Annotated in this window: 25 protein-coding genes; 15 read left to right on the forward strand and 10 right to left on the reverse strand. The window is 62.8% G+C overall.

All coding sequences use genetic code 11. The features are described 5' to 3' along the window. Position 1: 1 nt before the first annotated feature. On the forward strand, positions 2-589 hold the full coding sequence (locus VW35_RS14465; RefSeq protein WP_046143766.1) for a YdeI/OmpD-associated family protein: 588 nt from the start codon (positions 2-4) through the stop codon (positions 587-589). Positions 590-610: 21 nt separating this feature from the next. On the opposite strand, the gene VW35_RS14470 is transcribed toward VW35_RS14465, so the two are convergent. Then, entirely contained in the window at positions 611-1078 is a 468-nt protein-coding gene (locus VW35_RS14470; protein WP_161796915.1) for a MarR family winged helix-turn-helix transcriptional regulator, read from the reverse strand. 107 nt (positions 1079-1185) lie between these two features. Between VW35_RS14470 and VW35_RS14475 the strand changes: the two genes are divergently transcribed. The 4 genes from VW35_RS14475 to VW35_RS14490 are packed head-to-tail and all read left to right on the forward strand — an operon-like array spanning position 1186 to position 4913. Next, positions 1186-2391, forward strand: coding sequence for an HlyD family secretion protein (locus tag VW35_RS14475; protein ID WP_083982811.1), 1206 nt, complete (start codon positions 1186-1188; stop codon positions 2389-2391). 1 nt (position 2392) lies between these two features. After that, positions 2393-3430 (forward strand): FUSC family protein, encoded by a 1038-nt coding sequence (locus VW35_RS14480; protein ID WP_046143768.1) that lies wholly within the window; start codon positions 2393-2395, stop codon positions 3428-3430. Between the two features lie 56 nt (positions 3431-3486). Then, positions 3487-4026 (forward strand): DUF1697 domain-containing protein, encoded by a 540-nt coding sequence (locus VW35_RS20690; protein ID WP_052951749.1) that lies wholly within the window; start codon positions 3487-3489, stop codon positions 4024-4026. Continuing rightward, positions 4023-4913 carry a ribokinase gene (locus tag VW35_RS14490; protein WP_046143769.1) on the forward strand — a complete coding sequence of 297 codons (891 nt, stop codon included), beginning with the start codon at positions 4023-4025 and terminating at the stop codon, positions 4911-4913. Before VW35_RS20690 ends, VW35_RS14490 begins: the two co-directional genes overlap by 4 nt. Before the next feature lie 118 nt (positions 4914-5031). Here the strand turns inward: VW35_RS14490 and truB are convergent, their stop codons facing one another. The 4 genes from truB to VW35_RS14510 form a co-directional block, all read right to left on the reverse strand. Continuing rightward, a complete protein-coding gene (truB, locus tag VW35_RS14495; RefSeq protein ID WP_046143770.1) occupies positions 5032-5940 on the reverse strand; it encodes a tRNA pseudouridine(55) synthase TruB in 909 nt (302 codons plus the stop codon). 2 nt (positions 5941-5942) lie between these two features. Next, the gene (rbfA, locus tag VW35_RS14500) at positions 5943-6350 is read right to left on the reverse strand and encodes a 30S ribosome-binding factor RbfA (protein ID WP_046143771.1); all 408 of its coding nucleotides are present in this window, start codon (positions 6348-6350) and stop codon (positions 5943-5945) included. A gap of 33 nt (positions 6351-6383) precedes the next feature. Then, complete coding sequence (locus VW35_RS14505) at positions 6384-7046, reverse strand: hypothetical protein (RefSeq protein ID WP_046143772.1); 663 nt, start codon at positions 7044-7046, stop codon at positions 6384-6386. 400 nt (positions 7047-7446) lie between these two features. Next, entirely contained in the window at positions 7447-8463 is a 1017-nt protein-coding gene (locus VW35_RS14510; protein ID WP_046143773.1) for a 2-hydroxyacid dehydrogenase, read from the reverse strand. Between the two features lie 105 nt (positions 8464-8568). Here VW35_RS14510 and VW35_RS14515 point away from each other — a divergent pair, with 105 nt between their 5' ends. After that, a complete protein-coding gene (locus VW35_RS14515; RefSeq protein ID WP_052951750.1) occupies positions 8569-9141 on the forward strand; it encodes an SH3 domain-containing protein in 573 nt (190 codons plus the stop codon). A 3-nt stretch (positions 9142-9144) separates the two neighbouring features. Here the strand turns inward: VW35_RS14515 and VW35_RS14520 are convergent, their stop codons facing one another. Further along, a complete protein-coding gene (locus tag VW35_RS14520; protein WP_046143774.1) occupies positions 9145-9948 on the reverse strand; it encodes a siderophore ferric iron reductase in 804 nt (267 codons plus the stop codon). A 170-nt stretch (positions 9949-10118) separates the two neighbouring features. Between VW35_RS14520 and VW35_RS14525 the strand changes: the two genes are divergently transcribed. The 7 genes from VW35_RS14525 to VW35_RS14555 all read left to right on the forward strand — a co-directional run bounded on the left by VW35_RS14525 (position 10119) and on the right by VW35_RS14555 (position 15897). Further along, on the forward strand, positions 10119-10544 hold the full coding sequence (locus VW35_RS14525; protein WP_244465910.1) for a TadE/TadG family type IV pilus assembly protein: 426 nt from the start codon (positions 10119-10121) through the stop codon (positions 10542-10544). Beyond that, positions 10541-12172 (forward strand): TadG family pilus assembly protein, encoded by a 1632-nt coding sequence (locus VW35_RS14530; protein ID WP_046143776.1) that lies wholly within the window; start codon positions 10541-10543, stop codon positions 12170-12172. The genes VW35_RS14525 and VW35_RS14530 overlap by 4 nt, the downstream gene beginning before the upstream one ends. A gap of 69 nt (positions 12173-12241) precedes the next feature. Then, positions 12242-12607: a GntR family transcriptional regulator gene (locus tag VW35_RS14535; protein ID WP_046143777.1), complete on the forward strand. Its 366-nt coding sequence runs from the start codon at positions 12242-12244 to the stop codon at positions 12605-12607. Continuing rightward, positions 12604-13497: an ABC transporter ATP-binding protein gene (locus VW35_RS14540; protein WP_046143778.1), complete on the forward strand. Its 894-nt coding sequence runs from the start codon at positions 12604-12606 to the stop codon at positions 13495-13497. The genes VW35_RS14535 and VW35_RS14540 overlap by 4 nt, the downstream gene beginning before the upstream one ends. After that, positions 13494-14393: a hypothetical protein gene (locus tag VW35_RS14545; RefSeq protein ID WP_046143779.1), complete on the forward strand. Its 900-nt coding sequence runs from the start codon at positions 13494-13496 to the stop codon at positions 14391-14393. Before VW35_RS14540 ends, VW35_RS14545 begins: the two co-directional genes overlap by 4 nt. A 75-nt stretch (positions 14394-14468) precedes the next feature. Then, positions 14469-15062 (forward strand): NAD(P)H-dependent oxidoreductase, encoded by a 594-nt coding sequence (locus VW35_RS14550; protein WP_046143780.1) that lies wholly within the window; start codon positions 14469-14471, stop codon positions 15060-15062. Between the two features lie 25 nt (positions 15063-15087). Continuing rightward, positions 15088-15897, forward strand: coding sequence for a glycosyltransferase family 32 protein (locus VW35_RS14555; protein WP_046143781.1), 810 nt, complete (start codon positions 15088-15090; stop codon positions 15895-15897). A 41-nt stretch (positions 15898-15938) separates the two neighbouring features. Here the strand turns inward: VW35_RS14555 and VW35_RS14560 are convergent, their stop codons facing one another. Continuing rightward, positions 15939-16841, reverse strand: coding sequence for a glycosyltransferase family 8 protein (locus VW35_RS14560; protein WP_046143782.1), 903 nt, complete (start codon positions 16839-16841; stop codon positions 15939-15941). Continuing rightward, complete coding sequence (locus VW35_RS14565; protein ID WP_046143783.1) at positions 16811-17689, reverse strand: glycosyltransferase family 8 protein; 879 nt, start codon at positions 17687-17689, stop codon at positions 16811-16813. Before VW35_RS14565 ends, VW35_RS14560 begins: the two co-directional genes overlap by 31 nt. A gap of 138 nt (positions 17690-17827) precedes the next feature. Between VW35_RS14565 and VW35_RS20695 the strand changes: the two genes are divergently transcribed. Beyond that, positions 17828-18877, forward strand: a complete 1050-nt coding sequence (locus tag VW35_RS20695) for a DUF2793 domain-containing protein (RefSeq protein ID WP_052951751.1) — start codon at positions 17828-17830, stop codon at positions 18875-18877. A gap of 4 nt (positions 18878-18881) precedes the next feature. Here VW35_RS20695 and VW35_RS14575 read toward each other — a convergent pair whose 3' ends face one another. Next, on the reverse strand, positions 18882-19484 hold the full coding sequence (locus VW35_RS14575) for a hypothetical protein (RefSeq protein ID WP_046143784.1): 603 nt from the start codon (positions 19482-19484) through the stop codon (positions 18882-18884). A 127-nt stretch (positions 19485-19611) separates the two neighbouring features. Here VW35_RS14575 and VW35_RS14580 point away from each other — a divergent pair, with 127 nt between their 5' ends. Continuing rightward, positions 19612-20502 carry an NAD(P)/FAD-dependent oxidoreductase gene (locus tag VW35_RS14580; protein ID WP_046143785.1) on the forward strand — a complete coding sequence of 297 codons (891 nt, stop codon included), beginning with the start codon at positions 19612-19614 and terminating at the stop codon, positions 20500-20502. Here VW35_RS14580 and VW35_RS14585 read toward each other — a convergent pair. Continuing rightward, the gene (locus tag VW35_RS14585; RefSeq protein WP_046143786.1) at positions 20499-21536 is read right to left on the reverse strand and encodes an aldo/keto reductase; all 1038 of its coding nucleotides are present in this window, start codon (positions 21534-21536) and stop codon (positions 20499-20501) included. The two genes, VW35_RS14580 and VW35_RS14585, sit on opposite strands and share 4 nt — an antisense overlap. Positions 21537-21546 lie beyond the last annotated feature (10 nt).

Genomic DNA, 21546 nt, shown 5'->3' on the forward strand with positions numbered 1-21546 from the left:
CTTGGCGCCGGTGCTCGTCCAGGAGGATCGGATCCGGGAATTCGAGGATTTTCGAGCCTTCTACGACTGGCTGGCGGAACACCACGATACGGCAGAAGAAGTCTGGATCCGCATCTTCAAGAAAAACAGCGGGCGGCAAACGATCAGCCCGGTCGAGGCGATCGATGCGGTGCTGTGCTGGGGCTGGATCGACGCGATCAAGAAAAGCTGGGACGAGATCAGCTTCGTGCAGCGCTATTGTCCGCGCCGGCCCAAATCAGTCTGGAGCCAGATCAACCGGGACAATGTCGCGCGCCTCATCGAAGCGGGGCTGATGACCGAGCATGGTCTCAAACATGTCGACCTTGCCAAGGCAGATGGGCGCTGGGACGCCGCCTACAAGACGACGATGGACGCACCGGAAGATCTTCTCGCGGCCATCACGCTCAATCCAGAGGCCCTCAAGACTTATGAGCGGCTGTCTTCCCAGAACCGCTTCGCGCTGACTTTTCGCGTCCATAGCCTCAAGACTGCAGCGGGACGGGCCAAGAAGATCGCCGGTTTCGTCGACATGCTCGCCCGCGGCGAGACCATCTATCCGCAGAAATAGGCTTTCTCCGAAACTGAAAGACTACTCGCCCTTCTTTTCCGCCAGTTCGTCTTCCAACCGCTCGTTGCGCTGGCGGAGCGCCCCGACGATGTCGGAAAGAAAGCGCTCGACCACTTCGAGGTCGGCGGGCGAATAGCGATCGAGCACGGCCTCGCGCAATCGCTGGGCCCGGCTCGAGAGCAGAATAGAGCTGACCTTTTCGGCCGCGGGGCCGACCTTGAGGAGCGTACCGCGCCGATCCGTCGGGTGCTGGGCTCGCAGAACGTAATTTTCCCTTTCGAGCCGATTGATCAGGATGGCCGTGGCGCCCGAGGTCATGCCGAGCTGGCGGGCGAGCGCGGTCGGCGTCGCCTTGCCTTCCTGATCGCGGATGAAGCCGATGGCCATCAGATCGGAAAGGTTGAGCCCGACCGCTGCCGAAAAGGCCCGATAGCCGCGGCTCATCTCATCGTTGAGATCGCGGATCAGCGCATCGATCTGGTCATGCATCAGGCTCATTCCTCATATGAGTTGCTATTTTGGAAAGATACTTTCTTGCAAAGCGATATCGAAGGTTCTACCTAGTCTCAACGCCAAGACAACCAACAGAACCCCAAATGGCCCAGCTTTCTCCTATGACCGAGGGCGACATTCAAGCCGCCAATGCCAGCCGCGCCGACGCACGCATCGCGATCGTCCCGCGCGAAACCTTGCCCGAGGCGGACACAATCAGGCCGGCCAAACCTGCAAAATCCACGCGCAGCCGCAAGAAAGCGCGGCGAATCGGCATAGGCCTGTTCATTGCGCTTGGCGGCGCCATCGCCTGGTATCCGCTCTCCGACCACAACGCGCCGTTTGCTTCGGGCGGTTCCGTCATGGGCAATGTCACCCAGATCGCTGCCCGTGTCGCGGGCCCGGTTGCCGAAGTGCTTGTTGCCGACAATTCGAGCGTCAAGGCGGGCGAGCCGCTCTTCCGCATCGACGAGACGACGTTCCACATGGATGTGGCCCAGGCCGAGGCGCAGCTCGACCTTACCTCGACCAATATCTCTTCGGCCAGCGCGGCCATTCCGGCGACGGAAGCCAAGCTCAGCCAGGCCCAGGTGGCATTGACGACCGCAGAGGATGCCGTGACACGCGCCCGCCAGATGCATGAGCGGGGCCTTCTCACCGATGCACAACTCACCCAGGCCGAGGGCAATTTCCAGACTGCAGAACTCAATGTCGCCGCCGCCAAGGCCGAATTGACCCGCGTCACCACCGCGGCCGGTCCGCTCGACGACACCAATCCCAATTATCGCGCCGCCAAGGCTGGCGTCGAAAAAGCCCGGTTCGCCCTCGAGAGCACCACCGTCGTCGCCCCGACGGACGGACATGTGTCCAATCTTCTCCTGACCCAGGGGCAGTTTGTCGCGGCCGGTTCGCCGGTCATGACCTTTGTTTCGGGCGACCGCGGCTCGGTTGTCGTCGACTTCCGCGAGAACCAGCTCGTCAATGTCGCGCCGGGCGACAAGGCCTATGTGGTTTTCGAAGCGGCTCCCGGCCGCCGGTTCGACGCGACGGTCGATTCCATTGCCTGGGGCATTTCGAGCGGCCGCACGTCCAATGGCGGCCTCGCGCAATCCTCGACCGACACACGCTGGTTTCCGCCGGCCCGCAAAATCCCGGTGCGCCTCAGCATCGACGATCCGGCGGCCCTTCCCGCCAATGTCCGGCTCGGCTCGGAAGCGGCGGCGCTGGTCCTGCCCGATGATGGGAGCCTCGTGTCGGCGATCGCCACCTTCATGCTGTCGCTTTCGAGCGTGATTTCCGGTTTCAACTAAGATGGAACAGCTTTCGCGGGTCGATCCCAACGAAGATCCCTATCTCGCTTTGCGCACCATGCTGGGCGTGGCGCTCTGCTTTGCCCTTGCCGAGCCATTGGGCATGACGCAGCCGATGCTGCCCATTGCCATCGGCATGAGCCTTCTCTCCGGCCAACGCGGCGCGCTGACGGCGCGTACCTTTGCCGGGCCCTTGATGCTGCCGGTCGTTGCGATCGTCTTTTCGTGGCTCGCCGCGGTTACGGTCAACGAACCGCTGATCTTTCTTTTCATGAACGTTCTGCTGGCTGCAGGCGGCATTGCGCTCATGCTGTTCCGCGGCTCGCGCGCAGGCATGCTCCTCACCGTCTTTCCGGCGATGATGTCGCTCTCGGCGCTCTATAATGAATATGCCCTCGCCACAATTCGCGACAGCATGGTTTCAGGCGGCCTGCTTGTCGGCGCAGCGGCGGTTCTCACTAATCTTCTGTTTCCCCCGCGGACCAAGCGCGTCCACATCGAAAGTCCCAAGCCGCATGTGTCGAGAAACCCGAGCGTCGAACTCGCCATTCGCGTCGGCGTTTATCTCGCAACGCTCATCGCGACCTATGCGACCAACAATATCAGCCTCCTCATCGCGCCGATCATGATGGTCTTTGTCTGCGCCGAGCCCGATCATGGGGGCCGTATGGAACAGGTGGTCGATCGCGGCGGCGGCACCATTGTCGGTGCAATGGTCGGTGTTGCGGCGCTCGCGCTCTACAATCTCGTGCCGCAGTTCATCGTGCTGCTACTGCTTCTCTCTGCCATCACCTATGGGCTCATCGACCGCATGACCACGGGCGCAGCGCGGCCGCAATACTACCAATATGTCTGCTCGGTTGCTCTCGTCATCGTCCTTTCCTCGATCTATGGCGCCAATTCGGCCCTCGAGGTGGTGGTGCAGCGCGTCAGCATCACGGTTGGCATCATGCTTGCGGGCATCGTGCTGCTCTCGCTGCTCGAAGAGATGTTCGTGCCGCGCGACGACACGCCGGAAGACGCCGCCGTGCGCCTTTGAAAGCGCGGCGGCTGGTGCTACCTATCGCCTTGGCGCGTGATCGCGGGGAGGCGGACATGGATTTGGACATAGCTTTTTTGCGCGGCATCAACCTTGGCAAGCGGCAGATGAAAATGGCCGAACTCAAGGATTGCCTCGAAAAGGCGGGATTCGAAGCGGTCAAGACGATCCTTGCGAGCGGCAATGTGCGCTTTGCCGCCAAGGGAGCGCCGGCAAAAACCAAGGCAATGCTCGAAAAGACGCTCGAAGACAGTTTCGGCTTCAAGGTCGGGGTCGTGCTGCGCACCGAGGACGAGATCGAAAAGATGCTCGACAAGCATCCGTTCGACAAACTCGACCCCAAGGCCGATGTCACGCGGCATGTCGTTTTGTTCGACGCAGCGCTGCCCAAGGGCCTTGCGGTCGAGGACAAGCCCGGCCACACCGAAATCCTGCGCATCGATCAGCGGGAAATCTATATTGCCGGCTATCGTCAGGCCAATGGCCGCTATACGGAAGGCGTCGAAGAGGTGTTGAAGCCGCTCCGTGCCAAGCTGGGCAAGGACAACCTCGACACCATGCGCAACTGGAACACCATCGAAAAGGTCCTCAAGTGATCGTTGTTTTCGGCTCAACCAATCTCGATCAGGTCGGCACCGTTTCGCGCCTGCCAAAGCCCGGCGAAACCGTGGCGGGCGGCACATTTTCCATGGCCCCGGGGGGCAAGGGCGCCAATCAGGCGCTGGCGGCCCGGCGGGCGGGCGCCGAGGTGCTGCACGTCTCGGCCGTGGGCGACGATGCCTTTGCCGATATGGCGCTCGCGCTTCTCGATAAGGGTGGCGTCGACCTCAGCGAGATGCGCAAGGCGCAGGCGGCAACGGGCATTGCCATGATTTTCGTCGACGCGGAGGGCGAGAATGTCATCGCCATCCTGCCGGGCGCCAATGGCACGATGAGCCCCGATGATGCCGAGCGGACGCTGGGCCGCCTGACGGCAAAGGACACGATGCTGGTGCAGCAGGAAATTCCGCAAGCGGCAACCCGCCGGGCGCTCGAAATGGCGCGTGCCAGGGGTGCCCGGAGCGTTCTCAATACCGCCCCGTTCCTCGACGATACGCCGGACCTGGCTCCGCTCGCCGATATCGTCGTCGCCAACGAGACCGAATTCGCGCTGCTTTCCGGCCGCCCCATCGACGAACTCGAAGCGGCCATGGACGCGTGGGTGGCAGAGACCGGCCGCACCATCGTCGTCACGCTCGGGCCCGATGGCGCGCGCGCCGCGTCGCCCCAAGGCAAGTTCGCCGTGCCGGCCCACAAGGTGACGCCGGTCGATACGGTTGGGGCGGGCGATACGTTCTGCGGATATCTGGCCGCCAGCCTCGATGGAGGCATGACACTTGAACAGGCGATGCGCCGCGCGGCGGTGGCGGGTAGCCTTGCCTGTCTCAATCCAGGGGCTCAGCCGGCCATTCCGATGGCCAAGGATGTAGACGCGCTGGTTTGAGGACAAGCCAACCCAGCACGTTTTGCCGCTCACCACCGGGCTTGTCTCGGGTGGTCCATGCGTAGGCAAGATGGATTGCCGGGCCGAGCCCGGCAATGAGGGCTATCGAGAAATAGCCCTAGTTGAAAACGCGGCGCGGCTTGAACTGGCCGAATTCGACCGAGCCTGTGGCCAAAACCTTGCCCTTGAAGCTGACCCAGCATTCGTCGAGCTGGGCTGGTGCGCCGGCTCCGGTAAGGAGGATGGCGTTGCCATTGCCCACGGCGCCGGCCTGGCCGGCATCAAGACGGATCTCGGGGAGATCGACGAGGCCGGCCGATACGGGAGCCAGCAGCGCGTCGCGCGCGTCGCCGGCTTCAAGAGCCTCGAGTTGTTCGATGGTGACGGCGTCTTCATCGGAAAAGGGGCCGACGGCGGCTCGGTGGAGGCTGCCGACATGGCCGCGCGTGCCGAGCGCCTCGGCGATGTCGCGAGCCAGCGAGCGCACATAGGTGCCCTTGCCGCAGGTGACTTCCAACACGGACTCTTCGGCTCCATGCGCGATCACTTCAAGCGCATCGATCTCGATCGGGCGGGGCGCGAGTTCCACCGTTTCGCCGGCACGGGCCAAGTCATAGGCGCGCTCGCCATCGATCTTGAGCGCGGAATAGATCGGCGGGCGCTGCATGATGAGGCCGGTGAACTGCGGCAAGAGGGCTTCGAGCGCGGCGCGGTCGGGGCGGACATCGGACGTTGCGATCACTTCGCCTTCGCGATCGTCGGTAGTCGTCGCGCTGCCCCAGAGAATGGAGAAACGGTAGACCTTGGTGCCATCCTGCACCTGCGGCACGGCCTTGGTTGCTTCGCCAAGGGCAATGGGGAGAATGCCCGTCGCCAAGGGATCGAGCGTGCCGGCATGACCCGCCTTGGCCGCCGAAAACAGCCAGCGCACCTTGCCCACCGCCTGGGTGGAGGTGAAGTCATAAGGCTTGTTGAGCACCACCCAGCCGGAGATGGGGCGCTTCTTGGACTTTTTCTGTTCGGTCACGCTCAGTCTTGCCCGTCTTCGTCGTCATCGAGATCGCGGCGGACGCGATCGGAGCGCAGGAGAGCATCGATGCGGCCGGCTTCTTCAAAGGTGTCGTCGACGAAGAAACGGACGTCGGGCGCATATTTCATGTTGATGCGCGGCGCGATGCGGCCACGGATGAATTTCTGGTGGCGGTTGAGCGCGGCGACGATCTCTTCGGCATGGACGCCGCCGAGCGGCATCACATAGGCATTGGCGATCTTGAGATCGGGCGTCATCCGCACTTCGGGCACGGTCACGACCGAGCCGGCCAGGGCTTCATCCTCGATTTCACCGCGCGCAAAAATATCCGCCAGGGCATGGCGCACCAGTTCGCCCACGCGCAGCATCCGCTGGCTCGGGCCCAAGGGCTTTTGGTCTTTTTTCATGGGCAAGCGGCTTAGGCTTTTAGGGCCTTGCCGTCAATCCGCCTTGCTCAGCGTGACCCCGGCCTGCAATTCGCGGGCGCGGGCTTCGACAACGCTTGTCTTGACCGGCCAGGTCTGCGGATCGCGCGGGTCAAAACTCTTGCCGCGCCACTCCTGATAGATGATGGCAACGCCCTTATCGGAGCGGCGGAAGCTTGCCACCATCACTTCGCCGAGCCCGGCAAAGGTCGAGTATTGATCGAGATAAGCGCCGCAGACAAAGCCGAGCGGAGCCAGATTATCACCCTCGTCCGGACCGAGCTGGAAAAAGCCGGTGAGTTCGGGCTTGCAGCTGTTGGCATGGAGCACCATCAGGGCGGCGCGATAATCGGCGAGGGTTCGCTCCTGTTCGTCGCGGCTGATGCGCGCGCCATAAAGCGTCGTCCAAAGCGCTTCGCTCTCGCCCTTGGGATAGATTTCAAGAAGCGCCTGACCGTCCTCGGCCAAATACGTCATTTCCACGCGCTCGCGCACCGGTTCGGCATCGGCGCCGATCCAATCGGGCCGCGGCAGGAAGAGCCGATGGTCGAGCGCATCAAGCACGAGCTTGCCGTCCTCTTCGACGACAGGCGGTTCGCTGCGGATCTGCGCCGAAGCGGGCGCCACCGCGGAAGCGGCGAGACAAACAGCGAGCAAAGCGATCTTGAACTGCGTCACGGGGCACTCCTTAGCCCAAAGACATGGTGCAGAAATCGGCCAAGCCCTCAAAGCCGACAGGTTGACCAGACGATTAGAAAGGAAGCTTTGCCGACGCAAGGTGGCGCGGGCGAGAAGCGACGGTTGGGGTCTGGGCTGAAGGAAAGTTGCAACACATGGCGGCGCCGGGGAATCGTGGCTCATGGCACTCCCTCCCGGCCGCCCCCATCAAGGGGGAGGCTGGTAGGGGGTGACCACCGGTTTTAAGGTCGTACCAGCCAAGTCACACCACCCACCATGCTGCCCCCGGGTTTGATCCGAAGGCCGGTGCGGGCGCCACCGCAGTTTCGCCTTTGGCGACAGGCCCTCGGGTCAAGCCTCAAGGACGCTCAGTGATAGGGATGGCGGGGACGCACCCGCCCTACCCCCGCGCCCGCGCCACCGGCGTGTCGGGCAGGAGCCGGTGGGGCGGCTGGTGACCGTCCATGAAGGTGCGGATATTGACGATGACGGTCTCGCCCATTTCGATGCGCGCTTCGAGCGTTGCCGAAGCCATATGGCCGGTCAAAACGACGCGATTGACCTCTGCCAGGACCAGAAGCCGGGGATTGATGCCGTGGCGATTGTCGAAGACATCGAGGGCGGCTCCGGCAAGGCGCCCGGATTCGATCCGCTCGATGAGGGCGATTTCGTCGACCAGTTCGGGCCGGCTGACATTGACCACATAAGCGCCGGGCTTGAGCCGGTCGAGACGCGCGGCCGAAAGGATATTGGCGGTGTCGCGCGTTAGCGGTGTGTGGAGCGAAACGAGGTCCACCGCTTCGATCATGGCATCGAGATCGGGCCAGTAGGTCGCCCCGAGCGGCTCTTCGACCGCAGGGGGGCGGCGATTGCGGGAATAATAATGGATGGTGAGCCCGAAGGCGCGGGCGCGCTGGGCGACAGCCGTGCCGATGCGGCCCATGCCGACAATGCCAAGCGCCTTGCCGCGCAGGCGATGACCGAGCATGGACGTGGGCGACCAGCCGGCCCAGGCACGATCGCGCAGCAGCAGCTGGGTGCCTTCGACGAGCCGCCGCGGCAGCGCCAGCATCAGCGCCATGGCCATATCGGCGGTGTCTTCGGTCAAAACGCTCGGCGTATTGGTGACAGTCAGTCCAGCCGCCCAGGCCGCCTCGAGATCGATATTGTCGACGCCATTGCCAAACTGGGCGATGAGCCGCACGGAGGGCGGCAAGCGGCGGATGAGATCGGCATCGATCCGGTCGGTAATGGTCGAGACCAGCACATCCTTGCCCTGGATGCCGGAAAGGATATCCTCGGCGGTCAGGGTTTGGTCCGACTCATTGACGTCGGTTTCGAACAGCGTCGCCATGCGGGCTTCGATGGTCTCCGGCAGGCGACGAGTGACCAGTATCTTCGGTTTGCTCGATGTCATGCGGACCTTGCGACCGGGCCTTGGGAACAGGCGCAAGCCTATCCTTTATCGACCATTAAGGATCATGGCGTAGTGATAGGGCAATTCCAATCCGTCTGCAAAGTCATGTTCATTTCGCACGCCAGTTCGGGCCGTGCCCGTTTCTTTTTCCCGCGTTTTCTGGCCGTCCTGCCGATCGTCCTCGCCAGTTTCGGCCTCGGCGCGCCAGCAGTTTTCGCCCAGGCCGAATCGGTTTCGGGTCTCAAGCTGCCGCGCTTCGTGACCACGCGCTCCAACCCCATCAATGTTCGGGTCGGGCCGGGCACCAAATACGATATCGCCTGGAACTATACCGTTGCCGGCGTGCCGGTCGAAATCATCCAGGAATTCGACACCTGGCGAAAGATCCGTGACATGGACGGCACCGAGGGCTGGGTGCACCAGAGCCTTCTGGTCGGCACGCGCGCGGGCTATGTCACGCCCCTCGTTGCCAATGGCGAAGTGGCCATGCAGGCCGACCGGACGGACGATTCCGCGGTGCGGGCGCGTCTCGCGCCGGGCGTGCGCGTCAATATCTCGGAATGCGATGGCACCTGGTGTGCGGTCTCGGCAGGCCAGCCGGGCGAACGCGCCAACTATTCCGGCTTCGTGCGCCAGGAAGAAATCTGGGGTGTTTATCCCGATGAAGTCTTTGACTGAAGCCTAGAGCGCCGCGCTGCGCTCGGCTTCGGCCTCTTCCCATTGCCGCTTGCGGCGCAGGGCATCGTCCTGCTTGGGGCAGGAGGCGCAATAGGTGTCGGGAAAGGCGAGATAGTCGAGGCAGCAGCCTTTTCGCGCCGTCACCATCACGCGCGTGCCATCGCCGAGCGTAATGGCCTCGAGATCGCCTTGGCCGGTGAGGCCCATGGCCGCGAGCCAGAGATCGCTGACCCGCTTCTGCTCATCCGGCGCGAGCCCGGGCACATAGTGCCGCAGCCGAACCATGAGGCCGAGCATGCGATCGGCAAGCAGCCGGAGCGCGGGTATGCGCTTGAGTTTCGTCACCCCATTGATTTCGGCCAGCACGCCATCGGCGATAGAGCGCAATTCAGCGCCGGTGCGGGCGAGCATGGTTTCGAGGTCGCCGGTGAACTGCAGGCCGGGCGGCAGGCGAAAGCCGTTGACGTCGATGCCCTTGACCGCTTGCGAGAGGGCACGAAGATCGGGAACGGCGCCATGGACATGGACGGCAATGACGGCAAGATAGGCTGGCTGCCACATCAGGTTGGTCCAGAGGCGGACCGCATAGAATGGCTGGCCGGCATGGGGGTAGGTCGCTTCGAGGCGCGCATAAAGGGTTTCGAGCAAGGCGCGGTTGTCGGCGCCGACGGCATGCCAGCCGGGCAGCGCCGCCCCCGGCGCGCCATCCATGAAGCCGGTGACCGAGCGCGCCGTCAGCAAGAGGCGGCTCAGCGCCACGTCCTCGTCATTGAGCGCAAACAGGAAATTTCGGGCAGTGCCGGCCAAGGAAAACTCCGAAAAGCTCTCCTCTCCTATACGGCCCTGCTCCCGAAGAAAAGCTGAGACGCGTAAGCAATTGACCGATCGGGGCTCGGGAATAGGCCGCAAGGGCGGGTTCACCGCCGCCTGACCCCCATGCGCGATGATCGGGCACCGCAATGGTCCCGAGGATGGTCATGACAGCCCTCCGCGCCTTTGGTCGCGCCACCGGCGGCGGAGCGGCCATCGAATTCGCCATCCTGTCGCCGGTCTATATGCTGATGCTGGCCGGCATGGTGGCCTATGGGCTCTATTTCGGCGCCGCCCATTCCCTGCAGCAATTGGCCGCCGACGCGGCGCGGATCGCCATTTCCGGGCTCGACGAGAACGAACGCAACGTGCTTGTCGGGCGCTATCTCGATCTGCATGCGCACGAATATCTGCTGATCGACCGGCAGCACCTGACCTATGCCATCGGCGACGATCCGGTCGATCCGACCCAATACCGGGTGCTGCTGCGCTACGATACGATCGAGCTGCCGATCTGGAACCTTTATCCGCCCCTGCCGACGCCCGGCCGCTATCTCAGCCACGGCGCGACGATCCGCGAGGGCGGGATATGAACCTCTGGCGGGACGAGAGCGGCAATATGGCGATACTTTTTGCCGTCGCCTTTTCGCTTTTCGGCGTGATCGGCGCCATCTCGATCGATGTGGCGACGCTCTATCACGCGCGGCGCATGCTGCAATCGACCGTCGATCTGGCAGCCATTACGGCCGCCGCCGCTCCGCGCGATGCCGTGGCTCTGGCGCGGAAAGTTTTTCTCGATGCCGGCTACGACATTTCGAGCGGGCTCGTCGTCGAGGCCGGCCGCTATGAAGGAGACAAGAGGCGGCCGCCGGAGGATCGCTTCATCCCCAACGGCACACCGCTCAATGCCGTGCGCGTCTCCTTCCAGCACGTCGGCTCCTACGAGTTCGGCCGCGCCTTTACGACATCGGCGCCGGTGATTTCCGCGCAAGGCACGGCATCGGTGACCCCGGAGGTGCAATTCTCGCTCGGCTCCAGGCTCGCCAGCCTCAATGGCGGCGTCGTCAACGGAGCGCTCGGGAGCCTTCTTGGCACGACGATCTCGCTCTCTGCGCTTGATTATTCCGGACTTGCCAGTGCCGATGTCGATGTCTTCCGCTTTCTCGATGCGCTGGCGCAACGGCTTCATGTCACGGCGGGGAGTTACGATACGCTTTTGCGAAGCGAGGCGCGGGCGGGCGATATCGCGGCTGCGCTTTCCAGCGTTGCGACCGGCGCGCAGAAACTCTTGCTCGACACTGTCGCACGGGCGGGGCCAGGCAATATCGTGCCGCTCGCAAAACTCTTCAACCTCGACCGCTATGCGCGCCTCGGCATAGGCAGCGGGGCGGCCGTGCTCAGCCTCAAGACTTCTGCGCTCGATATTCTATCGGCGGCTGCGGCGGTGGCCGATGGCAGCAAGCAAGTCTCCCTCGGGCTCGGCGGCAATCTGCCGGGGATCGCGGCGCTGACCGTCGAGCTGGCCATCGGTGAGCCGGCACAGGGCAGCGGCTGGCTTTCGATTGGACATGCCGGCGATGTCGTACGCACGAGCCAGGCGCGGCTGCGCATCGATGCACAGTTTCTCGGCGGCCTCGTCCTCCAGAACGCATTGCTCCGCCTGCCGCTCTGGCTCGATCTTGCCAATGCCGAGGCCGTCATCACGGCCGCCACCTGCCCCGATAGCGCCAATCCGCACGGCACGGCCGATATCGCGGTCGTTCCCGGCCCGCTGACCCTTGCCGTCGGGCAGGTCGGCAATGCGCAGATGCGCGATTTCGCTGCCCCCCTGCCGCTCGCCCCGACCCGCATTCTCGACGCGGTGCTGCTCAAGATCAGCGCATCGGGGCAGGTACGCGTCATGCAGACCACACCGATCCCTCTGCATTTCTCATCCGACAATATCGGGCAGGCCCGCCGGAAGACAGCGCGAACCAGCACCATGGTGACCTCGTTGACCCAATCGCTGGTCAACTCGCTCAGCCTCAACATTTCGGTACTTGGGCTCGGCATTGCGCCCGACACGGTCCTCATCCAGGCGGTCAAGACGCTGATCTCCCCCCTCGCCGTGCCGCTTGATGCCGTCGTCAACGCGCTTCTCTCCGCGCTAGGGCTTGGCGTCGGCGAAGCCGATCTCAGGGTTTATGGCGTCGCCTGCAAGACGCCGGTGCTAGTCGGCTAGAACAAATTCTCCACCTTGACCCACCGTTTTAGTGTGCTACACATATAGCACACTATATAGGCACGACACATGGACGATTTTCACACGAGCCAGCCGATCTTCGTGCAGATACGGCAGCGGCTGATCGAGATGATCTTGCGCGGGTCGGTCAAGGAGGGCGATCCGCTGCCCTCCGTCCGGCAGATCGCGGCGGAGCTTTCGGTCAATCCGCTGACGGTCACCAAGGCGTTCGAGGCCCTGGTCGATATCGGCGTGGTGGAAAAACGAAGGGGTCTCGGCATGTTCGTCACCACGGGAGCGCGCGAGACGCTTCTTGCCAATGAACGCGACAAATTCCTCAAGGAGGATTGGCCGCGCATCATCGCCCAGATCAGGGCGCTCGAACTTGATCCCAATTCTCTTCTCGCCCCTCTCGCATCGGAGCCAAAGCCATGAGTGAGACCATTATCGACCCCGTCGTCACTGCCCGCGGCCTCCGCAAGAAATTCGGCGGAAAGGAAATCCTGCACGGGCTCGATTTCGATATTCCGGCCGGCCGCATCTATGGCCTTGTGGGCCACAATGGCGCGGGCAAGACGACAACGCTCAACGCCATGCTTGGCCTGACGAGCTATGAAGGCACGATCCGCGTGCTCGGCGAAGACCCCTTCGCGCGGCGGGCGCACCTGATGGAAAACGTCGCCTTCATTTCCGACGTCGCGAGCCTGCCGCGCTTCTTGCGCGTGCGGGAACTTTTCGCGCTGCTCTCCAACATTCACCCCAACTTTTCGACCGATAAGGCGCGCAGCTTTCTCGAAGGCACCGATATCCGGCCGGAAATGAAGATCCGTACCCTCTCGAAGGGCATGATGGCGCAGCTCCATCTCGCCGTGGTCATGGCGATCGACGCCAAGCTCCTCGTTCTTGACGAGCCGACGCTCGGGCTCGACATCACCTATCGCAAGCGCTTCTACCGGCGGCTGCTCGAAGATTACATGACCGAGGAGCGGACGCTGATCATCACCACCCATCAGGTGGACGAGATCGAGTTCATGCTCTCCGACATCATGTTCATCCGCGATGGCGATCTGATCCTCCATATGCAGATGGAGACGGTGAACGAGAAATTTTCCCAGCTCGTTGCCAATGAGGCAGAAACGCACGCCGCAGCCCGCGCGCTCGGGCCGGTTTACGAGGAAACGCGGTTTGGCCAGACCGTCTTCATTTTCGACGGGGTACCGCGCGAAAAACTCGAGCCGCTCGGCAAGGTCTCGACCCCGACGCTGAGCGATCTGTTCGTCGCGCTGATGCAGCGTCCGACTGCCAATCCGGAGACCGCCCGATGAAGGCTTTTGCAGCGCTCGTCCATCGCGAGTTCATCGAACACCGCGGCGCTTTCTTCATTGGCCCACTGCTCCTCGTTGCCGTCGTTGTCGCCATGACGGTGCTCGCCTTCACCGTCGGGCGCGTCGATGTGCGGATAACCGGCTCGATGGCGACCATGCTGCCTGGCGTCGTGCTGTTCTGGCCGGCCATGGTGCTGGGCGTCGCCTGGGGCCTCTATCTTCTTGCCGTGCTGTTCTTTTATTGCGCCGATGGCTTTGCCGCAGACAAGCGCAACAATTCCATGTTGTTCTGGAAGTCGATGCCGGTCAGCGATTTCCGCATGCTGCTGGCCAAGCTGGCTGCCGCGATAACCATCCTGCCGGGCGCCGTTTATGCGGTGGTGCTGCTGTCGATGGCGCTGATGCTGGCGACGGCCCAGATCGCCATGATGATCAATGGCACCGCGGCGATGTCGAGCCTTCTGGGTCTCGTCACCATCTTCTGGAATGTGGCACTGATCGAACTCGTCCAGCTTCTCGTCTCGCTCCTCTGGTACCTGCCGTTCATGGCGCTGGTCGGCGCCATGGCGGTTGTCGTCGGGCGTTGGGCAATCCCGCTTTCGCTGCTCTTGCCGACCTTGGCGGCAACGGTCGAATGGGTGACTCTGGGGGGTCTCCACCCGTTCGAGACACGCACCTGGCATTACCTCTCCTATCGCGCCACGATGCGGGAAGCTGGCATGGTCGATACCTGGATCGCCGATGGTCCTATGGGTGTCGATGTCAATTCGGGCGTGGCTTACGCACTCGATCTCATCAGCCGCATCGATTGGCTGCAGGTGGGCATCGGTATCGCCTTCGCGCTCGGCGTGCTTTACCTCGCGAGCGAATACCGGCGGCGCGCCGCGGCGAATTGACCGACACGCCCGGCTTACCCAAAGTGCCGCCGTCCGACTTTTCCCGGGCGGCGGTCTGGTTTTGAGGGGGCTTTCGTGCGAATTCACCTGGTGCAGTGCCATCCGCTTCCCGATAGCCTCAACGCCCATCTGGCAGGCTGCATCGCCCAATGGCTCGGTGAGCGCGGACACGCGGTGGATCGGCTCGATCTTTATGCGCTTGGTTTTTCGCCGGCGCTGACAATCGAAGAGCGCCGCGCCTATGCCGCCGATCCGCTGACCCTCCCGGATGTGGCACTTCTCCAGGAGCGGCTGAAGGCCGCAGAGCACCTGATCCTTGTTTTCCCCACCTGGTGGTTTTCGATGCCGGCCATGCTCAAGGGCTGGTTCGATCGCGTCTGGGCGCCGGGATTTGCCTATGCCCAAGGCACGCCCATCACCCCGCTCCTCACCAATCTGAAGTCCGTCACGGTGGTGACGACGCTTGGCTCGCCCTGGTGGATCGATCGGCTGGTCATGCTTCGTCCGGTTCGGAAAATTCTCAAGACCGCGCTGGTACGGGTCTGTGCACCGCAGGCCAAATTCGCAATGCTCGCACTTTACGAGGCGGAAAGCGTCACAGCCGAGCGTCTTTCTGGCTTCGAAGCCCAAATCGGCAAACTTCTTGCCAAAAGCGTCGGGCAATCCTAGGGAGCGCCAAAGGACTTTTGGCGCCATGACTCTTCCCACTATTGTCAGCTTCTGGCACGGCCCGATGAGCTGGCTCGAAATATTGTGCATCACCTCTTTCGCGCGGCAGGGACACAGGGTCGAGGTTTATTCCTATGAGCCGATCGGGAACCTGCCCGATGGCGCCCAGTGGTGCGATGCCGCTGCCGTATTGCCGCAGGAAAAGCTGGTTTTTTACAAGGGGCGCGGCACGCCGGGCGTTTTCTCCGACCATTTCCGCTATGCCGCCCTGCGCGCCGGGCTTGGCATCTATGCCGACCTCGACATCTATTGCGTGCGGCCGATCGTGGACCTGCCGGATTATCTCTTTGCCTGGGAACGGCCCGGCTCGGTCAATGGCGCAGTGCTCTACATGCGGCCCGATGCACCCCTGCTGGCCGATCTTCTCACCGTCTTCGAAACGGAAAAGCGGCCGCTGTTCGAGCCACATCTGCCGCCGTTGCGCCGCGTCGAGGTGGCGATCCGCCGGCTCGTCGGGGATCGGGTCACCCCGGAACATATGCAATATGGCGCGACCGGGCCGATGGCGCTCACTCATTTCGTCGGCAAGCACGGGCTGACCAACGCGGTGCGGCCTTCGGCAGTGTTTTATCCCGTGCCCTATGAGGGCATTCCGGCACTGATGAAAGCCGGATCGACACTCGAAGCGGCGATCAAGCCCGAAACGCTCGGCGTGCACCTCTGGCGCAGCCAGCTGACGGATCGCGGCCGGGCCGGATTGCCGCTGCCGGAAACCGGAAGTGCGCTGGCAAAGCTTTGTGCGAAGGAAGGCCTCGATCCGGCAAGCGTGGGCTGACTTGCGCTTGAGCCGAAACAGGGCGCGAGCGCAATCGTCTCCTACCGCCCGAGCCCCAGCTTCTTCTTCCACCACCGCTTCCAGCGGTGCCGGGCAAACCGGTAGAACAACTCATTGGTCATCACATGCCGGTAGACCCGGGCAAAGGCCACCGAGCCAAAGGTGTGCGCGAAAACGCTCCAGGGCTTTGTTTCGCCGGTATAGTGGACGATCGCCGGGTCGATGCCGTCATGCGCGGGGCGGGCGTCGACGACATTCCAGCGCCAGGGCAGCTTCAGCCAACGCCTCTTGAAGATCAGATTGAGCAGGTCCTGATCATAGTAGATGCGCTGCATCACCCCGCTCGCATGCGCCGCTTCCATGCGCCCGACGATATCGGCTTCGCGCCATTGCGCGACATCGATCAGCACCAGCCCGGCGTTGAAATAGGGGTCGGCAGGATCGAAAATATCGCGATTCTTCAGGAGATCGCGCTGTCCGGTGATCAAGGCGCCGGCAGGGTCGCGGACTGCGCCGATGGCATTGCCTTCAAGATCGAGATCGAAGAGGGCACCGATGTCGTCGCGCACCAGCATGTCGCAATCGAGATAGAGCACGCGGGTGACATCCGGCCCGACCAGCCGGTCAATAAGAAGCCGCGCATAGACGATGTTTGAGAGCCGCTTGTTTTCCGGCATGCGGGCCGCGATGTCGCGGAACATCTCGGACTGGTCCAGATCGTAAAAGCGCAGCTCGACCGGAAATTCATCGCGGATTTTTTCAAGGTCTGCCCGATGCTCTGCCGTCAGCGTTCGGTGCATCAAGTGAAAAACCAGCTCCGGGCGGCGATGGGTGAAGAGGCAAACCGAGCGCATGGTGGCATAGGCCGGCGCCCAGAAATTATCGTCGAAGGTCAAGGCGACATGCATGGCCATCAGCGCGCCAGCCGCAGTTTCTTGAGCCACCAGCGGCGCCAGCGATGCCGCATGAAGCGATAAAAGAGCTCGTTGGTCATCACGTGCCGATACCAGCGCGAATAGGCCGAAGATCGGAGCATGCCGGCAAAAAGCCCCCAGGGCTTGGTTTCGCGCGTATAGTGCAGAATAGCCGGGTCGAGCGCTTCATGGGCGAGGTGGGCGTCGATCGTGTTCCAGCGCCAGGGCAGTTTTTGCCAGCGATCGCGGAAGACGAGATTGAGCATGTCCTGGTCATAGTAGAGCCTTTCGATCCAGCCCTTGGCCGCGATCACCGCGATCTCGGCCTTGACGTTGATCTCGCGCCACTGAACGAGATCGACCAGCATCATGCCTGAATTGAAGTAGGAATCGGCGGTATCGAAGATGCCGATATTCTGGCGCATGTCGCGCCTTCCCATGATGAAGGGCTGGAGCGAATCCTGCACCGCGCCGAGCGGTTTCCCGCCAAGGTCCATCCCGTAAAGCTGCTCGATCGGGGCGCGCACCAGCATGTCGCTATCAAGATAGAGCACACGCGTGAGCTCGGCCGGCAGGAGGTCTGCCATGAGCAGGCGCGCATAGACGATGCGGGGCCAGCGGGCGCCGGTGGGCAAGCCGGCGACGACGAAATCGAAAAGCTCGGAATCGGCCAGCGGATACCAGCGAAGGCTGGCGCCGAATTCGCGCACGATACCCTCGATGTCATGACGATGCTCGTCGGTGACCGGCATGTGGAGGAGATGGAAGACCAGGTCCTTTCGCCGATGCGTCGTGAGGCAAACCGAGCGCATGACCGTAAAGGCGGGCGCCCAGAAATTGTCGTCGAAGGCGAGGACGATGTGGATGGGATCGGTCATTGCCTTGTCTCGGGACCTTTGTGCATCCGCCTCTCTTATAGGCTCGGCGGGCAAAGAAAAGAGGCCAATCTGTCCCGCTTGTCCCCGGGGTTCGGCAGCCGGGCGACACTGGCGCCACCTTCCCCCAAGGAGATAAAGATGGACAGCACGCCCCGCCTCGCCCTGCCGCAGATCATCAGCGGCCAGGCCCTCAAGCATATTACCCACAATGAAGCCCTGCAGCGGCTCGACCTCCTCGTGCAGGCGAGCGTCGAAGCCGCCACGATCACCGCCCCACCGGCAAGCCCGATGGAGGCCGAAGCCTGGATCGTGCCGGCGGGCGCGACCGGCGCCTGGGCCGGGCATGCAAGCGAAATCGCTGCCTGGCAGGCCGGCGCCTGGATGTTTTACGATCCGGCCGCCGGCTGGCTGATTTTCGAGAAGGCGACCGGCACGCTGAAGGTTTTTTCGGGCACAGCCTGGATCGCGATTGCCGCCATCGGCTCCGGCCTGCCGCAGCTCGGCATCAATGCCAGCGCCGACACGACCAACCGCCTCGCCGTTTCGAGCCCCGCAACGCTCCTTACCCATGCCGGCGCCGGCCATCAGCTCAAGCTCAACAAGGCGGCCGCTTCCGACACCGCCAGCCTTCTCTTTCAGGCCAACTTTTCGGGCCGGGCCGAAATGGGGCTGATGGGCGACAATGCCTGGCGCATCAAGGTCAGTGCAGACGGCAGCGCCTGGATCAACGCACTCACCCTTGCCAACGATGGCAGTGCCACCTTTGCCGGTGCCGTCAAACCCGCAACCGACAATGCCCAGACGCTCGGCGCCAGCGGAGCGCGCTGGAGCGCGGTTTGGTCGGCCACCGGCACGATCCAGACCTCGGACGCGCGCTTCAAGACCGAGATCGCGCCGACCGATCTGGGGCTCGATTTCATCCTTGCTCTAAAACCCGTGCGCTATCGCTGGCGGGAAACGGAAAACGAGACGGCGGTGCATTATGGTCTTCTCGCCCAGGATGTACTTGCCGCGGTCGAAGCGGCCGGTGTGCCGGACTTCGGCGGCCATGTGCTGGTCGACCCCGAGGACGGGGACAGCCAGCAGGCGCTGCGCTATTCAAGCTTCATCGCGCCGCTGATCGCCGCAGTCCAGACGTTGAACGCGCGAATCGCGAGCCTCGAAACGGGTCTCTCGGTCCCTCGATAACCCTTCAATAGGCCCAGGTGAGCGCTGCAGCCTCTTCGGCATCGAAGTGCAGCGTCACCAGCACATCATTGGTCTCGTCCGTCAAGCCATCGGTGAATTGGCGCTGCAGCAGCTTGATGGTCTTGGCGTTTTCGTCGAAATCCTTGAGCACATAGTCGAAGCAATCGATCGTGGCATTGCTTCGTCCGGCAGCGATTTCGTCCTTGAGCCGGGCGAGTTCGCGCCCGCCCACGGATGAGCCATCGCTACGCCGCTCGGCGCGCACGGTCGGCACCCAATCCGCGCCGGTCTCGCAAATATAGCGTCCATCCTCGAAGGTGCCGCTATCGGTGAACATGACGTTGTAGTCTTGGTTCCAGGCATTGCCGATCTCGAAGGTGGCGCCGGCCTTGGTCACGTCAAGATAGATATCGGTCAAGACGCAGGTCCCCTGATCCTCGAGATAGCACCAGCGCTCCGATGCCATCATCAGGGTGCCGATATCGGCAATGGGCACAAGCTTGCCCACTTTGAGGCGGCTCAGGACGTCCTCGGTTTGCGCGTCGAACGCCAGGACCGGCGAAAGCCCTCCCAGGGCAAAGACGAAACAGGCGATCAAGCGACGCATGGCTTCCTCCCACGGACTGGTCGATGCCGGTCAGTCTAGGCCAAACTCCATCGGGGCGAAACCTTCGCTTGACACCATGCCAAATACGTAACATCTAAAGTTACGTGACCGGCTACGGAGATGGATCATGCAGGATGTCGTCATTATCGGAGGCAGTTTTGCCGGGCTTTCGGCCGCCCTGCAGCTCGGGCGTGCTCGCCGCAAGGTCACCGTGCTCGATACGGGGAGCCCGCGCAATCGCTTCGCCAGCCACGCCCACGGCATCTTGGGCCATGACGGCAAGCCGCCGGCGGAAATCCTCGCGGAGGGGCGCGCACAGCTCGAAATCTATCGCAGCGTCGAGTTTCGCACTGCGGCGGCGCAGACGATCGGCGGCGAAAAGGACGATTTTATCATAGCGCTCGCCGATGGCGGACTGATCCGCACCCGCCGCATCATCCTCACGCACGGCATAACCGACATCATGCCCGATATGCCGGGCTTCGCCGCATGCTGGGGCAAGTCGGTGCTTCATTGTCCCTATTGCCACGGCTTCGAGGTCGCCGACCGCCGCCTCGGCGTTCTTTATTTCGCGCCCATCTCGGCCCATGTCGCGGCGATGTTGACCGACTGGACCGGCGATCTCACCGTTTTTGCCGACGGCTTGCCGATCGAACCCGATTTTCGTGCCTGGATGGTGCGCAAGGGCGTAAAACTCGTCGAGCCCAAGGTGGCGGGCGTTGTACAACAGAACGGCCAGCTGTCCGCGATTGCCCTGGCCGATGGGCAGGAGATCGGGCTCGACGCGCTCTTTGCCGGGCCGCGGCAGAGGCCGTCAGCCGACTTTCATATCCAGCTCGCCCTCCAGATGGACCCGACGCCGATCGGCGAAGTGATCCATGTCAACGAGATGTTCGAAACGTCCGTGCCCGGCATTTATGCCGCCGGCGATGTCGGCAGCATGCGCCAGAACGTGCCCAATGCCATGGCGGGCGGCAATCTTGCCAGTGTCGCCTGCCACAATTCACTGCTCGACTAGCGCAGCCACCCCTGCGGGCGAGGGTGCAGTTCCATCTGGCCCTCGCGCGTCGCCTCGTCGATGGCAAGCACCTCTTCAGGGGTCAGTTCGAGATTGTCGAGCACCCCCAGATTATCCTTGAGCTGATCGAGCGTGCGCACCCCGATCAGCGCCGAAGTAACTTCAGTGCGCCGCAGGACCCAGGACAGTGCCAATTGCACCATGGATTGGCCGCGGGCACGGGCGATCGCTTCGAGCTTATCGACCGCCTCGAGCACGCGCGGCTCGACATGGCTCGCGCGCAGCGACCCATTGGGATTTTCGCCCCGCGTGCCGGTCTTGTTGCCGCTTGAATACTTGCCTGAGAGGACGCCCTGGGCCAGCGGCGAGAAGGCGATGATGCCAATGCCAAGTTCGCCGCAGGCATCGATCGTCCCGTCGTTCTCGATCCAGCGGTTGAGCACGGAATAGCTCGGCTGGTGGATGGTGGTTGCAACACCCATGTCTTTGAGGATGCAATGGGCTTCGCGCGTTTCCTTTTCGGGATAGGAAGAGATGCCGACATAGAGCGCCTTGCCCGATTTCACCGCATGGGCCAACGCGCCCATGGTTTCCTCGAGCGGCGTATCCGGATCGAAACGGTGCGAATAGAAAATATCGACATAGTCGAGACCCATGCGCTTGAGCGACTGGTCGAGGCTCGCGAGGAGATATTTGCGGCTCCCCCATTCGCCATAGGGGCCTGGCCACATATTGTATCCCGCCTTTGTCGAGATGATCATCTCATCCCGATAGGGGCGAAAATCGCGTGCCAGCACATTGCCGAAAAGTTCTTCCGATGAACCCGCCGGCGGCCCATAATTGTTGGCAAGGTCGAAATGAGTGATGCCCTGATCGAACGCATAACCCAGAATTTCCATGGCGCCGGGATAATCCCGCGTGCCACCGAAATTCTGCCAGAGGCCGAGGCTGACGACCGGCAGTTTCAGCCCCGACCGGCCAGACCGGCGATACTTCATGGTGTCGTAGCGTGCGTTATCGGCCCGATAGGTCATCTCGAAAACT

Origin of the sequence: Devosia soli (assembly GCF_000970455.1) — a bacterium.
In the GTDB taxonomy this organism is placed as follows: Bacteria; Pseudomonadota; Alphaproteobacteria; order Rhizobiales; family Devosiaceae; genus Devosia; species Devosia soli.

What these genes read in the sequence shown, in the direction of transcription:
- VW35_RS14470 (WP_161796915.1), bottom strand. Translation starts at nt 1,078, where the DNA reads ATGCATGACCAGATCGATGCGCTGATCCGCGATCTCAACGATGAGATG.
- VW35_RS14475 (WP_083982811.1), top strand. Translation starts at nt 1,186, where the DNA reads ATGGCCCAGCTTTCTCCTATGACCGAGGGCGACATTCAAGCCGCCAAT.
- VW35_RS14480 (WP_046143768.1), top strand. Translation starts at nt 2,393, where the DNA reads ATGGAACAGCTTTCGCGGGTCGATCCCAACGAAGATCCCTATCTCGCT.
- VW35_RS20690 (WP_052951749.1), top strand. Translation starts at nt 3,487, where the DNA reads ATGGATTTGGACATAGCTTTTTTGCGCGGCATCAACCTTGGCAAGCGG.
- rbfA (WP_046143771.1), bottom strand. Translation starts at nt 6,350, where the DNA reads ATGAAAAAAGACCAAAAGCCCTTGGGCCCGAGCCAGCGGATGCTGCGC.
- VW35_RS14510 (WP_046143773.1), bottom strand. Translation starts at nt 8,463, where the DNA reads ATGACATCGAGCAAACCGAAGATACTGGTCACTCGTCGCCTGCCGGAG.
- VW35_RS14515 (WP_052951750.1), top strand. Translation starts at nt 8,569, where the DNA reads ATGTTCATTTCGCACGCCAGTTCGGGCCGTGCCCGTTTCTTTTTCCCG.
- VW35_RS14525 (WP_244465910.1), top strand. Translation starts at nt 10,119, where the DNA reads ATGACAGCCCTCCGCGCCTTTGGTCGCGCCACCGGCGGCGGAGCGGCC.
- VW35_RS14530 (WP_046143776.1), top strand. Translation starts at nt 10,541, where the DNA reads ATGAACCTCTGGCGGGACGAGAGCGGCAATATGGCGATACTTTTTGCC.
- VW35_RS14535 (WP_046143777.1), top strand. Translation starts at nt 12,242, where the DNA reads ATGGACGATTTTCACACGAGCCAGCCGATCTTCGTGCAGATACGGCAG.
- VW35_RS14540 (WP_046143778.1), top strand. Translation starts at nt 12,604, where the DNA reads ATGAGTGAGACCATTATCGACCCCGTCGTCACTGCCCGCGGCCTCCGC.
- VW35_RS14545 (WP_046143779.1), top strand. Translation starts at nt 13,494, where the DNA reads ATGAAGGCTTTTGCAGCGCTCGTCCATCGCGAGTTCATCGAACACCGC.
- VW35_RS14555 (WP_046143781.1), top strand. Translation starts at nt 15,088, where the DNA reads ATGACTCTTCCCACTATTGTCAGCTTCTGGCACGGCCCGATGAGCTGG.
- VW35_RS14565 (WP_046143783.1), bottom strand. Translation starts at nt 17,689, where the DNA reads ATGACCGATCCCATCCACATCGTCCTCGCCTTCGACGACAATTTCTGG.
- VW35_RS20695 (WP_052951751.1), top strand. Translation starts at nt 17,828, where the DNA reads ATGGACAGCACGCCCCGCCTCGCCCTGCCGCAGATCATCAGCGGCCAG.
- VW35_RS14575 (WP_046143784.1), bottom strand. Translation starts at nt 19,484, where the DNA reads ATGCGTCGCTTGATCGCCTGTTTCGTCTTTGCCCTGGGAGGGCTTTCG.
- VW35_RS14580 (WP_046143785.1), top strand. Translation starts at nt 19,612, where the DNA reads ATGCAGGATGTCGTCATTATCGGAGGCAGTTTTGCCGGGCTTTCGGCC.
- VW35_RS14585 (WP_046143786.1), bottom strand. Translation starts at nt 21,536, where the DNA reads ATGACCTATCGGGCCGATAACGCACGCTACGACACCATGAAGTATCGC.